Annotated in this window: 12 protein-coding genes; all 12 read left to right on the forward strand. The window is 63.1% G+C overall.

Translation table 11 applies throughout. The annotated features are described in order from the left end of the window. The 12 genes from AXW84_RS15175 (at window position 1) to AXW84_RS15215 (ending at window position 13,920) form a co-directional block, all read left to right on the forward strand. Window positions 1-786: an IS5 family transposase gene (locus tag AXW84_RS15175; protein ID WP_068234489.1), complete on the forward strand. Its 786-nt coding sequence runs from the start codon at window positions 1-3 to the stop codon at window positions 784-786. A gap of 119 nt (window positions 787-905) precedes the next feature. Beyond that, window positions 906-2,753 (forward strand): DUF885 domain-containing protein, encoded by a 1,848-nt coding sequence (locus AXW84_RS15180; protein ID WP_068234931.1) that lies wholly within the window; start codon window positions 906-908, stop codon window positions 2,751-2,753. Window positions 2,754-2,885: 132 nt separating this feature from the next. Continuing rightward, complete coding sequence (locus AXW84_RS15185; RefSeq protein ID WP_068231096.1) at window positions 2,886-3,890, forward strand: IS701 family transposase; 1,005 nt, start codon at window positions 2,886-2,888, stop codon at window positions 3,888-3,890. A 63-nt stretch (window positions 3,891-3,953) separates the two neighbouring features. Then, complete coding sequence (locus AXW84_RS15190; RefSeq protein WP_204248383.1) at window positions 3,954-5,786, forward strand: DUF885 domain-containing protein; 1,833 nt, start codon at window positions 3,954-3,956, stop codon at window positions 5,784-5,786. An 87-nt stretch (window positions 5,787-5,873) separates the two neighbouring features. Further along, window positions 5,874-6,674: a serine hydrolase domain-containing protein gene (locus AXW84_RS25960; RefSeq protein ID WP_236943137.1), complete on the forward strand. Its 801-nt coding sequence runs from the start codon at window positions 5,874-5,876 to the stop codon at window positions 6,672-6,674. Continuing rightward, entirely contained in the window at window positions 6,641-6,841 is a 201-nt protein-coding gene (locus AXW84_RS25965) for a hypothetical protein (RefSeq protein ID WP_236943138.1), read from the forward strand. Before AXW84_RS25960 ends, AXW84_RS25965 begins: the two co-directional genes overlap by 34 nt. A 57-nt stretch (window positions 6,842-6,898) precedes the next feature. After that, window positions 6,899-7,456, forward strand: a complete 558-nt coding sequence (locus AXW84_RS25970) for a DUF3471 domain-containing protein (protein WP_236943139.1) — start codon at window positions 6,899-6,901, stop codon at window positions 7,454-7,456. A 160-nt stretch (window positions 7,457-7,616) separates the two neighbouring features. Then, complete coding sequence (locus AXW84_RS25975) at window positions 7,617-8,045, forward strand: hypothetical protein (RefSeq protein WP_157887055.1); 429 nt, start codon at window positions 7,617-7,619, stop codon at window positions 8,043-8,045. Further along, complete coding sequence (locus tag AXW84_RS15200; protein WP_082773922.1) at window positions 8,039-9,979, forward strand: S9 family peptidase; 1,941 nt, start codon at window positions 8,039-8,041, stop codon at window positions 9,977-9,979. Before AXW84_RS25975 ends, AXW84_RS15200 begins: the two co-directional genes overlap by 7 nt. 296 nt (window positions 9,980-10,275) lie before the next feature. Further along, a complete protein-coding gene (locus tag AXW84_RS15205) occupies window positions 10,276-11,079 on the forward strand; it encodes an alpha/beta fold hydrolase (protein WP_068234934.1) in 804 nt (267 codons plus the stop codon). Between the two features lie 121 nt (window positions 11,080-11,200). Beyond that, window positions 11,201-12,538, forward strand: a complete 1,338-nt coding sequence (locus tag AXW84_RS15210; protein WP_068234937.1) for an MGH1-like glycoside hydrolase domain-containing protein — start codon at window positions 11,201-11,203, stop codon at window positions 12,536-12,538. Window positions 12,539-12,549: 11 nt separating this feature from the next. Beyond that, window positions 12,550-13,920 (forward strand): POT-type proton-dependent oligopeptide transporter, encoded by a 1,371-nt coding sequence (locus AXW84_RS15215; protein WP_068234940.1) that lies wholly within the window; start codon window positions 12,550-12,552, stop codon window positions 13,918-13,920. The last annotated feature ends 51 nt before the right edge of the window (window positions 13,921-13,971 follow it).

Consider the following 13,971-nt stretch of genomic DNA (forward strand, 5'->3'; position numbering starts at 1 on the left):
ATGGCTTACCCCAGCGATGTAAAAGACGACGAATGGACCTTCGTGGCCCCATACCTGTGCCTGATGAGCGAGGACGCGCCGCAACGCGACTACCCCTTGCGCGACGTATTCAACGCCTTGCGCTACCTGGCCCACACGGGCTGCCCGTGGCGCTACCTGCCCGGCGACCTGCCGCCCTGGGCTACGGTGTATCAGCAGTGGACGCGCTGGCGAGATGCCCGCGTGTTCGAGTCTATCGTGCATGATTTGAACGAGTTGCAGCGGCTGCTACTCGGCCGGGCGGCCACACCCTCGGTCGTGGTGCTTGACGGGCGCACGTTGCAAAGCACGCCTGAGAGCGGGCACCGGGCGGGCTGGGACGGGGCCAAGCGGCGCAAGGGCAGCAAGGCGCATATCGCCGTCGATACGCTGGGCCAGCTACTGAGTGTGGTCATCACCCCGGCCAATGAGCAGGAGCGGGCGCAGGTCGGCGAGTTGTGCCGCCAGGTGCAGGAAATCACGGGCCAGACTGTGACCGTAAGCTTTGTCGACCAAGGCTACACAGGCGAGGATGCTGAGTATGCCGCAGCCGTGCACGATATTGACCTGCAAGTGGTTAAGAAGCCCGAAGGCCAAACCGGCTTTGTGCTTTTACCCAAGCGCTGGGTCGTTGAGCGCAGCTTCGCCTGGCTCAGTCGCTTTCGGCGGCTGGGCCGCGACTACGAGCGGCTGAGCGTCAGCTTGCAGCAACTCCATTTCGTCGTCTTCGCCTGCCTCATGCTCGCCCGACACGCCGCAAGTTCATAACAGGCTCTAGGGCAAACAGCAGGGGCACGCAAAACCTGCCTACTTTGCGGGCAGGCCGCCCGCGGGCCGTCATTGGCCGGGGCCGGACCATTTTTTGTATTTCAGGGCTGCTTTTTATCATGCGCAAACTTCTTCTCACCGGCCTGGGGGCCCTGGCGCTGCTCGCCGGGGCCTGCAACAAGGCCAAAACCACCGACGCCACGTCGCCCCCCGGCGACCTTAAAAACCTGTTCGACAGCTACTGGGAGCGGCAGGCGCCGCTGTTTCCGCTGGCTGCCACCAGCCAGGGCGACAACCGCTACAACGACCGCCTGGTGAACGACCAGACCCGCGCCTTCCGCGACTCGCTGGCCGGCTTGTACCAGGGCTACCTGGGGCGGCTGGGGAAGTTCAACCGCAAGCAGCTGGCCGGCAACGACCTGGTGAGCTACGACATGTTGCAGTACGACCTGCAAACCCGGCTCGACGGCCTCAAGCTGGGCCTCGCCATGGGCGCTGATTTTCCGAACAGCTGGATGATTCCCTTCAACCAGTTTGGGGGCCTGCCGCTGGCCCTGGGCCAGTACGGGGCCGGCACGGGGGCCCAACCCTTCAAAACCGTGGCCGACTACGACCGCTGGCTGGGGCGCGTGCACGGCTTCCCGGTCTGGGCCGACTCGGCCATCGCCAACTTCCGGGCGGGCATGAAGGCCGGCGTGGTGCTGCCCAAAACGCTGGTGGCGAAGATGATTCCGCAGATGCGGAGCCTGGAAACCACCGACGCCACCAAAAGCCTGTTCTACGGGCCCATCACGCTGCTGCCCAGCGCGTTTGCCGACGCCGACAAAACCCGCCTCACGGCCGCGTACCGGAAAGCCATCCTGACCGAGCTGGTGCCGACCTACAAAAAGCTGGGCGACTTCCTGGCCAAGGAATACCTGCCCAAGGCCCGCACCACCACCGGCCACGGGGCCCTGCCCAACGGCCCGGCGCAGTACAAGTTCCTGGTGAAAAACTGGACCACGACCAACCGCACGCCGGCCGAAATCCACGACATTGGGCTGCGCGAGGTGGCGCGCATCCAGAGCGAGATGAACAAGGTGCGCACCCGGCTCGTGTTCCACGGCGACCTGAAGGGGTTGCTGACCTACATGAAAACGGACCGGCGCTTTTTTCCCTACAAAACGCCCGAGGACGTGCTCAACGGCTTCCGCGCCATCCAGGGCCGGATGCAGCCGAACCTGAAGAAGCTGTTTGGCCGCACGCCCAAAACGCCATTTGAGGTGCGCCAGACGGAGGCCTTCCGCGCCGCCTCGGCCTCGGCCGAGTACAACGCCGGCACGCCCGACGGCTCGCGGCCGGGCATCTTCTACGTGCCCATTTTGGACGCCACCAAGTACCGCACGCCGGGCATGGAGTCGCTGTTTCTGCACGAGGCCATCCCCGGGCACCACTACCAGACTTCGTTGCAGCAGGAAAACATCGCCCTGCCCAAGTTCCGGCGCTTTGCCTGGTACGGGGCCATGGGCGAGGGCTGGGCCCTGTACTGCGAGAGCCTGGGCCGCGAGCTGGGCCTCTACAAAGACCCCTACGAGTACTTGGGGGCCCTGAGCCAGGAGATGCACCGCGCCATCCGGCTAGTGATTGACACGGGCATGCACAGCCAGAACCTGACCCGCGAGCAGGCCATCCAGTACTCGCTCGACAACGAAGCCACCACCAAGGAAGCCGCCACGGCCGAGGTGGAGCGCTACATGGCCATCCCCGGCCAGGCCCTGAGCTACAAGATTGGCCAACTGAAGATTCGGGAGCTGCGCAACCGCGCCCAGCAGCAGCTGGGCGGCGGCGAGCACCTGCGCGAGCACCGCCCCGGCCAGTACCAGAACAAGTACAGCATCGCCGCCTTCCACGACGAGCTGCTAAAGGACGGCGTGATGCCCCTCGACATCCTCGACCAGAAAATGACCCGCTGGGTGGAAGCGCAGTAATTGCCCTCTGCCTTTGGTTGATAAAAGAAAGCCCCGTTGCCGGGGCTTTCTTTTTGCCCAATTGGGCCGTCAAAATGACTAAGCATTTATTAATAGGACTTACGCAAAAGGCGTAACTTGAAAAGAAAACCCATGAAAGTGACGGCACAACTTTACGGGCAGTTTTTGGTGAGCAGCCAAGTGAATTACACCGGCACGTACCTGGCCGAGCACTTGGAGGGCCTGACGCACGACAACGTGCGCTACTTTCTCAAGACCAGTCACTTCACGCCGCGCCAGCTCTGGCAGCAGGTGCGCCCGCAGGTGGTGTTGAGCGCGCGGGGCTACGTCCTGTTTGACGACACGGTACTCGACAAGCACCATAGTCGGCGCATCGAGTTGGTGCGCCGCCAGTACAGCGGCAATGCCCACGGCATCATTGCCGGCATCGGCTTGGTCACCTGCGTGTACGTCAACCCCGAAACCGACCAGTTCTGGCTCATTGACTATCGCCTCTTCGCCCCCGCCACCGAGGGCAAGACCAAGCTGGACCACGTGGCCGAGAGGCTGACGCAACTGGTGCCACGTGGCATTTCGTACCGCACGGTGCTCATGGACAGCTGGTACGCGACCACGGCCTTGTTCAAGTGGCTGCTGGCCGCCGGCAAAACGTTTTACTGCCCGCTGAAAAGCAACCGCCTCGTCGACGATTCCGGCGGCCAGCAGCCCTATCAGCCCGTGAGCTGCCTGTCTTGGTCGGCCGCAGAGGTGGAAGTCGGAAAAATCTTGAAAGTGAAGGGCATGCCCAAGGACTGCAAACTGAAACTTTTCCGCGTACTGGTGTCCCCCCACCGGACGGACTACCTCCTCCCCAACGAGGTCGAGCCCTTGAACACGGCCGCTGCCGAACACGAAAGCAGCGTCCGCTGGACGATTGAGCAGTTTCACCGCGAACTCAAGCAACTCACCGGCGTGCAAGCCTGCCAGTGCCGGCTGGCCCGCAGCCAGCGCAACCATAGTGCCCTGGCTATGCGGGCCTGGACCCGCCTCAAACAAGCTGCCTACCAGACCCAAAAGACCGTTTATCAACTTAAACAAGGGTTTTTGGATGCGTATATGCGCCATGAATTAATGCAGCCAACGCTGGCTTTTGCGTAAGTCCTAATTATATAATTCAATATTTAGTCGTTCTTGTGCGCTTGAATATTTATCCTTCCTGCAATGAGAAAACTGCTACTGCAAACGCTAGCAGCCGGGGCCCTATTGGCCGCTTGTCCGCCCTCCCCCACGCTGGCGCAAAAAGCCAAACCGGCCTCAAACAGGGCCCCCACCACTGCCGCGCCGCCCGCCGCGTCGGCGCCGCTGGGGGCCCTGTTTGAGGCGTATTGGGAAGATCAGGCCCGGCTGTTTCCGCTGGCGGCCACGGCGCAGGGCGACAACCGCTACAACGACCAACTGCCCAACGACCGGACCCGCGCCTTTCGCCAGCAGCAAAGGCAGTCGTACGGCCAATACCTGGCGGCACTACACCGGATGGACCGGACCCGGCTTTCGGCCGACGACCGGGTGAGCTACGACATCTTTGACTACTTGCTGACGGACCAGCTGGAGACGCTGCAGCAGAACCGGTGGCTGATGCCCTTCGCTCAGTACTACAGCCTGCCCACAACCCTGCCCCTGCTGGGTGCGGGCACGGGCGCGCAGCCCTTCAAAACGGTGCCGGACTACGACCACTGGCTGGGCCGGGTGCACGGCTTCCCGGGCTGGGCCGATTCGGCCATTGCCAACTTTCGGCAGGGCGTGAAGGCCGGCGTAGTGCTGCCCAAGGCGTTGGTCGAGAAAATCATTCCACAACTGGAAGCCTTGGTCGTAGCCGACCCGACCAAGAGCCTGTTCTACGGGCCCATCACCACGCTTCCCGCCAGCTTTTCGGAAGCCGATAAAGCCCGCCTGACGACCGCCTACCAGCAGGCCATCCGCACCGAACTGACGCCTACTTACCAGAAGCTGGCGCAGTTTCTGAAAACGGAGTACCTGCCGAAGGCCCGCGCCACGGCCGGCCTGAATGCCCTGCCCAGCGGGGCGCAGGCGTACCGCTACCTCGTCCGCTCCCATACCACGACCGAGAAAACGCCGGACGAAATCTACCAGACCGGCCTGCGCGAAGTCCAGCGCATCCAGGCGGAGATAGGCGCCGTCAAAATCCAAGTGGGCTTTCCCGGCGACCTGCCCGCCTTCTTCGCTTACATGAAGAACGAGCCGAAGTTTCGGCCCTTCAAAACGCAGCAGGACGTGCTGGCCGCCTACGAAGCGGTTCACCAGCGCATGGCTCCTAGCCTAAGCAAGCTGTTTGGCCGCACGCCTAAAACGCCGTTTGAAGTGCGCCCGGTGGAGGCCTTCCGCGCTGCATCGGCCAGCGCCGATTATTTCCCCGGCGCGCCCGATGGCTCGCGCCCTGGTATCTTCTACGTGCCCATTCTCGACGCCACGCAGTACAACACCGTGGCCGCCCCGGCGCTGGAGTCGCTGTTTCTGCACGAGGCCATCCCGGGGCATCACTACCAGTTTTCGCTCCAACTAGAAAACACCGCCTTACCGCAGTTCCGCCGCACGCCGTCGTACGGCGCCTTTGGCGAGGGCTGGGGGCTGTACTGCGAAACCTTGGGCAAGGAACTGGGGCTCTACACCGACCCGTACCAGTACGCCGGCGCGTTGGGCGGCGAACTGCACCGGGCCCTGCGGCTGGTAGTCGATGTGGGCCTGCACACGGGCAGACTGACGCGCGAGCAGGCCATTCAGTACCTGATGGGCAACGAGCTCATCAGCGAACAGGGGGCCACGGCCGAAGTGGAGCGCTACATGGCGTGGCCCGGCCAAGCTCTTAGCTACAAGATAGGGCAGCTGAAGATTACGGAGTTGCGCGCCCGCTACGAAAAGCAGCTGGGGCCCAAATTCAACCTGCGCGCTTTTCATGACGAAATCCTGGCCGGCGGGGCCATGCCGCTGGCCGTGCTGGAAAAAAAGATGGACGCCTGGGCCGCCCGCCAGCGCTAAAGACTCGCGGTTGGCCGGCCCGTTCGTCTGGTTGATAAGTACTGAAACCAAATTACTTCCCCACTTTTTCCTCCCTTTATGCACCGATTGTCTTTACTCCTTTGGGCCCTGGCCTTACTGACCGCCGGGCCGGCCCTGGCCCAAACTGCCCCTATCCCCACCGCGCCCCTCGACTTGGCCGCTGTGGACGCCGTAGTGGCCCGCACCCTCAAAGCCTTCGACGTGCCCGGCATCGCCGTGGCCGTAGTGAAAGATGGGCAGGTGGTGATGGCCAAAGGCTACGGTGTGCGCTCACTGGCCACCAAAGCGCCGGTCAATGCTAATACGCTGTTCGGCATTGGCTCGAATACCAAAGCCTTTACCACAGCCGCGCTGGGCTTGCTGGTGGACGAAGGCAAGCTGCGCTGGGACGACAAGGTGACGGACTACATTCCCGAGTTCAAGATGTACGATCCCTACGTGACGGCCGAGTTCACGGTGCGCGACCTATTGTGCCACCGCAGCGGAATGGGCCGGGGCGCCGGTGATTTGATGCGGTATCCGGATTCAACCAATTTCACCATCAACGACCTGATTCACAACCTGCGCTACTTCCGGCCGGTCACGTCGTTTCGCAGCCAGTACGCCTACGACAACAGCCTGTACCTGGTGGCCGGCGAAGTGGTGGCGCGGGTGGCGAAACAGCCCTGGACCACATTTGTGGAAACCCGCTTGCTACAGCCCTTGGGCATGCGGCGCAGTGCCACCAGCTTTTCCCGCCTGTCGGACCAGACTAATGTCGCGGACGCGCATGCCCAAGTGGACGGCCGGGTGCAGGTGGTACGCCGATATCTGGGCTCGACGGCCGACCGGCCATGTTCAGCGCCGGCGGCATCTACAGCAGTGTAGCCGACCTGAGCAAGTGGGCGCTGATGCTGCTTGGGGGCCCCGGTGCCCCGGCACCGCTGCTGAAGCCTACCACGCTGCGCGAATTGTGGACACCGCAGACTATTCGGCCCGTCAGCCCGGCCCCTTCGCCCTACAACACGCACTTCGCCGCCTATGGGCTGGGCTGAGGTCTGCGCGATGTACGGGGCTACCAGGAAGTATCGCACCCCGGCGCCACCACGGGCATGGTGACCAAAGTCACTCTGCTGCCGGAGCTGCACCTGGGTATCATCGTGCTTGCCAACCAAGAAAACGGCGCTGGCTGCACGGCCATTACCAATTTTGTCGAAGACTATTACCTGGGCGTGAGCGGCCTCGACCGCGTGCAAGAAGCCGTGGACGACATGAAAACCTGGGCCAACGGTGCCGACCAAGCCACCGTTGCTGCTTTCAAGCAGGTGGCCGCCGCCCAAAAGGCCGCGCCCGAAAAGCCGGATTACACGGCTTACGTCGGCCGCTACCAAGATGCCTGGCTCGGCGACGTGCGGGTCTTCGCTCAAGACAACCAGCTCTGGTTCAAATCTCAACGCTCCCCCCGCTTGGTGGGCCAGCTGCTACCCTACCGCGGCGATACCTACGTGTTGCGCTGGCGTGACCGCACCTTTACCCTCCATCCCGACGTGTACGCCGCTTTCACGCTCGATGCGCAAGGCCAGGCCGCCAGCCTCAAACTGACGCCCATTTCGAAGCTTCTTGACTTTAGCTACGACTTCCAGGACCTGGACTTGCAGCGCGTAGAGTAGCGGGTAGCGTAGCCGCGGCAAGACGGCGGTCAATTTCAGGAAAGCTCCGGCCTCGGGGCTTTCCTTTTGCCAACCAATACCGGAGCCGCCGCCCGGACCAACCGCGCAACTTTTCGCCTTCCAATTAAGGCCAACTTTTAGTTTGTTTTCCGCCCAGTTTATGCCCCAATACGTACCGCGCCTCGTGGCCGTCGCCACGCTTTTTAGTATCACCGCGGCCGTGGCCCAGCCGCAGCCTAGCCTCACGGCGCAGGACTATGCCCGCGCCGAGCGGTTTGTGGGCTACAACACCCTGCCGCTGGTCGACCTCAGTATGGGCGCGCCTACCTGGCTGGCGGGCGACCGGTTCTGGTACCGGGTGCTCACGCCGCAGGGCAGCGAGTTTATCCTGGTAGACCCGGCCCGGAAGACCAAAACCGCTGTTTTCGACCCGGCCAAACTGGCGGCGGCGCTGGGCACGGCCAGCGGCAAAAGCTACGCGGCTGCCCGCCTGCCGTTTCGCACGTTCACGTTTTCGGCCGGTGAAAAGCAGGTGTTGTTCGCGGCCGGGGTAGGAGCTGGCGCTACGAAACGGCCAGCGGGTTGGTAAGGGCTGACTCCATTCCGGCCCCCAGCGCCAGCGCCACGGCCAGGGCCCAAAACGAAGTCGCCTCGCCCGACGGCCGACGGGTGGCGTTTTTGCGAGATTACAACTTGTGGGTGCGCGATACCAAAACCAAGGCCGAAACTGCCCTGACTACGGACGGCATTAAAGACTACGGCTACGCTACCGATAATTCCGGCTACGCGACCACCGACAAGCCGGTGCTGCTGTGGTCGCCCGATTCGCGCAAAATCGCCACCTTCCGGCAGGACCAGCGCCAGGTAAGCGACATGTACCTGGTGACGACCAACGTGGGCCATCCCACGCTGAAAGCCTGGAAGTATCCCCTACCCGGTGATAAGGAGGTGATTGCCATCGAACGGGTCATCCTGGAGGTGGACCAGCCGAAAGTAATCAAGCTGGAACTGGCGCCCGACCCCCGCCTCAGCTCGGGCTGCTTAAACCTATCCTGTGAAGGAAGGGGCATGGGCGATGTAGACTGGAGCCCAGATGCCACTCAACTAGCCTTTGTATCGAGCTCGCGCGACCGCAAACAGGTGAACTTCCGCGTGGCCGACGCCGCTACTGGCCGCGTGCGGGAAGTCTTTTCCGAAACGGTGGCGACGTTTTTTGAATCGGGCCGCGAAGCCATGAACTGGCACTACCTGCCCAAGACCAACGAAGTCATCTGGTGCTCGCCCCGCGACAACTGGAGGCACTTTTACCTCTACGATGCCACCACCGGCAAACTCAAGCGCCAGATTACCAAAGGGAGCTGGGCGGTAAGGGAACTGGTGCGGGTGGACGAGAAAGCCCGCCAGCTCTACTTTCTGGCGGGGGGCCGGGAGCCGGGCAATCCCTATTTCACTTACCTGTACCGCATTGGGATGGACGGTCAGCACCTCACCCTGCTCACGCCGGAGGCCGGCCACCATTTGGTCACATTCGCGCCCTCCGGCCGTTATTTTATCGATAGCTATTCGCAGCACTACCAGCCGCCCGTGAGCCAGTTGCGCACGGCCACCGGCAAGGTGGTGCTGCCACTGGAAAAAACCGACATCTCGCGGCTCCTCGCCACCGGCTGGAAGCCGCCCACGGCCATTATCACCAAGGCGCAGGACGAGCAATTCGACCTTTATGGCCTGATGTACACGCCCACCAACTTAGACCCGACCAAGAAGTACCCGGTTATCAACTACATCTACCCAGGGCCCCAGACCGGCCCTCTATCGGCAAACACGGGAGTCGGCTGGTCGTTTACGGCGGCGCGGCTCGACCACCAGGCGCTGGCCGAACTGGGCTTTGTGGTGGTGGTGATTGAAGGCAGCTGCAACCCGTTTCGCTCCAAAAGCTTTCAGGACGCCTGCTACGGCAATATCGCCGAAAATACCCTGTCTGACCAAGTGACCGGCCTGCGGCAGCTGGCGCAGCGCTACCCCTATCTCGACCTGAATCGGGTGGGCGTTTGGGGCCATTCCGGCGGCGGGTACGCGGCCGCGGCGGCCATGTTCCGCTACCCCGATTTCTACAAAGTGGGCATCTCCGAATCGGGTGACCATGACGCGCGCGGCTACATAAGTGGCTGGGGCGAGCTCTACATCGGCTTGCTCGCACCGCAGGCCGATGGCACATCTAACTACACCTCGCAGGCCAACGCGCCTTTTGCTAAAAACCTCAAGGGCAAGCTGCTGCTGGCCCATGGCCTGCTGGACAATAACGTGCCGCCCTACAACACGATGCTGGTAGTGGACGCCTTAATCAAAGCGAATAAAACCTTTGACCTGGTCGTGTTTCCGCAGGCGCCGCACGCCTACGGCCCCGATGCGCCCTACATGACGCGCCGCCGCTGGGACTACTTCGTGCAGCACCTGGCCGGGGCCCTACCCCCGCCCGACTATGAAATGAAGCCGATGACTGACCCACGCGACGCGGGGCAGTAAGGCGCGCCTGGCTGGGGCAGCGCACGACGCGGGCCACTTTTCACGACGCCACCGTAATCCAACTTTTCTTTTTTATGAAACAAGCCGTAGCCCTTCTTCTTTTTTGCATGGCTCTTTTGCCTGGTCTTTATTCAGAGGCACAAGGGGCAAAAAGTCCGCTTAGCAAAGCCGCCGTAGACACGGCTTTCCTGCTGCCAGTCAACGGGGTGAAGCAATACCTGGAGATTAAGGGCGCCTCCGCAACGAAGCCCGTTTTGCTGTTTATCCACGGGGGCCCTTCCTGGCCGGCTACGCCCATGAACCGCAAGTACAACCAGAACCTCGCCAACGACTTCATTTTTGTGTCGTGGGACCAGCGCAACTGCGGCAAGTCGCAGACCGACACGACGGTAGTGCTAACGCCGGGGCTGTATGTGGAAGACGCCCATGTGGTGACGCAGTTCCTAAAGAAGCAGTACCACCGGAACAAAATATTCGTCGTTGGCCACAGCTGGGGCAGTCTTATCGGGGTGAACCTCGTGCAGAAGTACCCGCAGGACTACGCGGCCTACATCGGGATGGGGCAGCTGGTGAACCCGGGCAAGTCGGAAATGCTGGCCAGAAACCACGTGGTGCAGCAGGCCACGCTGCGGAAGGACACCGCAACCCTGGCAGCGCTGGCCAAAATCCCATTTTCGGAGGCAGGAGGCTATCCAAACGGCTTGGCTGGCCTGTCGCAATTTCGGATGGTTTCCGATAAGTATCTCGCCAGTAGCGAGGTGGCCGAGCTGCCAAATCCAATGACGCTGTACCCCGATTATAAGGCCCTGGACTGGATGACCCCGGTACTGCGGACGTACAAGCTGCTGAGTAGCTACATGGATGGAGGAAAAACGAATTTGCTGAAGCAGAACACCTTTCAGCTGCCCGTGTACCTCCTCGTGGGTAAGTATGACTACACGACTTCCGCAGAGCTGGCGCAGCAGTATTTCACTGCCATCAAGGCGCCGAAGAAAAAGATGTTCCTGTTTGAGCACAGTGGGCATCAACCGAGTTGGGAAGAGCCCGCGCTTTTTCGCACGCGCCTGCTGCAAATCGCGGCCGCCAACAAAACCAATTAAAGGCGGCTAACGCCCCGGGGCCCCGGCAGCCGAGCGGGCCCGCCGCAGCTAGCCTATCGGCCCGAACCTTCGCGCTGGCGCGGCGCGGCGTGTACCTTCCGCTCCACTTTACAGGCACGACATGCGCAGCATTTTTGAAGTAGCCGTGGCTTTTTGCGGGCTAAGCCTGGGGGCCGCGCCCGCGGGGCAGGCCCAGAGCCGGACCGCCGCCGGGGCCCCGGCGGCCCAGCCAGCCGGTGGAGGCAGCTGGGCCGCGCTGGCGGCCGAGGCCGGGCGCATGGGCAAGCCCGCGTGGCGGCCCATGCTGAGCTACGTGGCGGCCCTGCACCAGCGGGCTACCCATCCGGCCGCCCCGCCTTTCGACTACGAGTGGGAGGATTTGGGCCCCGGCTACGTGTACGGCAACGCCTTCGGGCACTGGGACGTGGTGCACGAAACCATCGACGTGCTGCCCGCCTACCCCGAGCACACGCTGCACCAGCTGCTAAACGATATTAAGAACCAAGAGCCTACGGGGTTGCTGCCGGGCTCCATCTACATGCCGGGCGGGCTGGCCCGGCACGACTCGGTGTACTGGAACCATAACACCCAGGGGCACCCGCCGCTGTGGCCCGTGGCCGTGCGGGACTACGTGCGCACGACCGGCGATAGTGCCATCGTCGGCCGCTTCTACACCCCGCTGGTGCGGCCGATTTCCTGGTTTGAAAACAACCGCCAAGCGGTGAACGGCGGCTTTTTCTACAACGATATTTTGCTGAAGAAGTGGGAAAGCGGCGTCGACGAAGGCATTCGGTTCGACGACGTGGCCAAGGGGGCCCTGGCTTGCGTGGACGCCACCAGCCACGTGTACCAGCTTTACCGCATTGCGGGGCAGTGGGCCCAGCAGCTGGGGCTGGACGCCACGTACTACGAGCGGCGCGCGGGCGAGCTGCGGGCCTTCATCCAGACGAAGCTGTACGTACCGGCCGAGGGCATGTTCTACGACAGCTGGGCCGTGCAGGACGCCACCCTGCGCAACCTGCCCTTCGAGAGCATGTGGCCCCTGGTAACCGGCGCGGCCACGCCCGAGCAGGCCAACCGCTACATTGACCGCTACTTGCTGAACCCGCAGGTATTTCTCACCGAGCACCCCATTGCCACCGTGGGCCGCCGCAACCCCGAGTTCGAGCTGCGCATGTGGCGCGGTCCGGCCTGGAACAGCATGGCCTACTGGGCCGCCCGCGCCTGCCTCAACTACGGCCGCAAAGATGCCGCCCGGCTAATTCTGGAAAAAGCGCTGGACGACTCGGCCAAGCAGTTCCGCCGCACGGGCACCATTTGGGAGTTTTACCACCCGCTGGGCGGGCACCCCGAAACCGTGCAGCGCAAGCCCAACACCAAGTACAATGCCCCCTGCCGCGACTACCTGGGCCACAACCCCCTGCTAGCCATGGCCCGCCTCTACGATTCCATCCGCTAGCCCACCCCTGCATGTTCCGTCCCGCCGCGCCTGCCGCGCCCGCTGCTTTTCCCAAGTCGGTCCCCTTCATCATCGGCAGCGAGGTGGCCGAGCGCTTCAGCTACTACGGGATGCTGACCATCCTGCCCACGTTTCTGGTGGCCGGGTTCTTCAACCCTACGCACAACGCGGCCCTGCTGCCAGGGGCCGAGGCGCAGGCCAACGAGCTGGTGCATTCGTTCGCGGCGCTGGGCTACGCGCTGCCGGTGCTGGGGGCCCTGCTGGCCGACTGGGTGCTGGGCAAGTACCGCGTGATTCTGTATTTGTCGATTTTGTACTGCGGCGGGCACGCGCTGCTGGCCGCATTCAGCGACGATTTGGCCAGCTTCCGGCTGGGGCTGCTGGTGGTGGCCGTGGGCATGGGCGGCATCAAGTCGAGCGTGTCGGCCAACCTGGGCGACCAGTTTACCCAGGCCAACGCCTCCCTCCTACCCAAGGCCTACGGCTGGTTTCAGATGAGCATCGACGTGGGCGCGGCGCTGGCCACCGTGATTACGCCGCTGCTCTACAAGCACTTCGGGCCCGCCGTGGCCTTTGGCGTGCCGGGCTTGCTGATGGCCACGGCCGCCCTCACCTTCTGGCTGGGCCGGCGGCGCTACGTGCGCGTGCCGCCCATCGGCTTTCGGGCCGGGCTGCGCCAGACCCTGGGGCCCGGGGAGGGCCGGGCGGCCCTGCGGCGCATCCTCACTGTGTTTGCCTTTGTGCCGGCGCTGTGGATGCTGAACGAGCAAAGCTCCTCGGAGTGGGTGTTGCAGGCCACGCACCTCAACCGCGAGCTGTGGCCGGGCTTCGCGCCGCTGGCCGAGCAGCTGCAAGTGGTGGGCATCGTGTTCGGTATTTTGCTGAACCCGCTGCTGACGTACGGCATCTACCCCGCGCTGGGCCGGCGCGGGGTGCGGCTCTCGCCGCTGCGGCGCATGGGCGCGGGCATGGTGATTGCGACGCTGGCGGAGCTGGTTATTGGCGGGGTGCAGCGCAGCCTGGCGGCGGGCGGGCATCCTTCGGCATGGTGGCAGGTGCTGGCGTACTGCGTGAACACCACGGGCGTCATCATGGTGGCCATCACGGGGCTGGAATACGCGTACACCCACGCGCCCAAGGCCATGAAAAGCCTCACCACGGCGCTGTGGGTGCTCACCATCGCGGCCGCCAACTTTGGGCTGAGCCTGCTCAACGGCAGCATTGCGCGGGGCGGCTGGCTGGCGGGCTTGCAGGGGGCCAACTTCTACTGGTTTTTCGTGGGCCTGATGGCCGTGAACGTGACGCTGTTTGCGCTAGTAGCTTCGCGGCTGAAGGAAAAAGTGTACGTAGCCGCCGAACCAGCGGTACCGCTGCCTACCTGAAAACCCTATATTTTCCTCCATGAAGCCATTGGTTCCTACCCTTTAGCTGCG

The sequence above is a fragment of the Hymenobacter sp. PAMC 26628 genome (assembly GCF_001562275.1).
Taxonomy (GTDB): Bacteria; Bacteroidota; Bacteroidia; order Cytophagales; family Hymenobacteraceae; genus Hymenobacter.

Bases quoted from the DNA above. Each gene is read 5' to 3' on its own strand.
- AXW84_RS15205 (WP_068234934.1), top strand. From the start codon at position 10,276: ATGAACCGCAAGTACAACCAGAACCTCGCCAACGACTTCATTTTTGTG.
- AXW84_RS25970 (WP_236943139.1), top strand. From the start codon at position 6,899: ATGGTGACCAAAGTCACTCTGCTGCCGGAGCTGCACCTGGGTATCATC.
- AXW84_RS25965 (WP_236943138.1), top strand. From the start codon at position 6,641: ATGTTCAGCGCCGGCGGCATCTACAGCAGTGTAGCCGACCTGAGCAAG.
- AXW84_RS15215 (WP_068234940.1), top strand. From the start codon at position 12,550: ATGTTCCGTCCCGCCGCGCCTGCCGCGCCCGCTGCTTTTCCCAAGTCG.
- AXW84_RS15180 (WP_068234931.1), top strand. From the start codon at position 906: ATGCGCAAACTTCTTCTCACCGGCCTGGGGGCCCTGGCGCTGCTCGCC.
- AXW84_RS15185 (WP_068231096.1), top strand. From the start codon at position 2,886: ATGAAAGTGACGGCACAACTTTACGGGCAGTTTTTGGTGAGCAGCCAA.
- AXW84_RS15175 (WP_068234489.1), top strand. From the start codon at position 1: ATGGCTTACCCCAGCGATGTAAAAGACGACGAATGGACCTTCGTGGCC.
- AXW84_RS25975 (WP_157887055.1), top strand. From the start codon at position 7,617: ATGCCCCAATACGTACCGCGCCTCGTGGCCGTCGCCACGCTTTTTAGT.
- AXW84_RS15190 (WP_204248383.1), top strand. From the start codon at position 3,954: ATGAGAAAACTGCTACTGCAAACGCTAGCAGCCGGGGCCCTATTGGCC.
- AXW84_RS15210 (WP_068234937.1), top strand. From the start codon at position 11,201: ATGCGCAGCATTTTTGAAGTAGCCGTGGCTTTTTGCGGGCTAAGCCTG.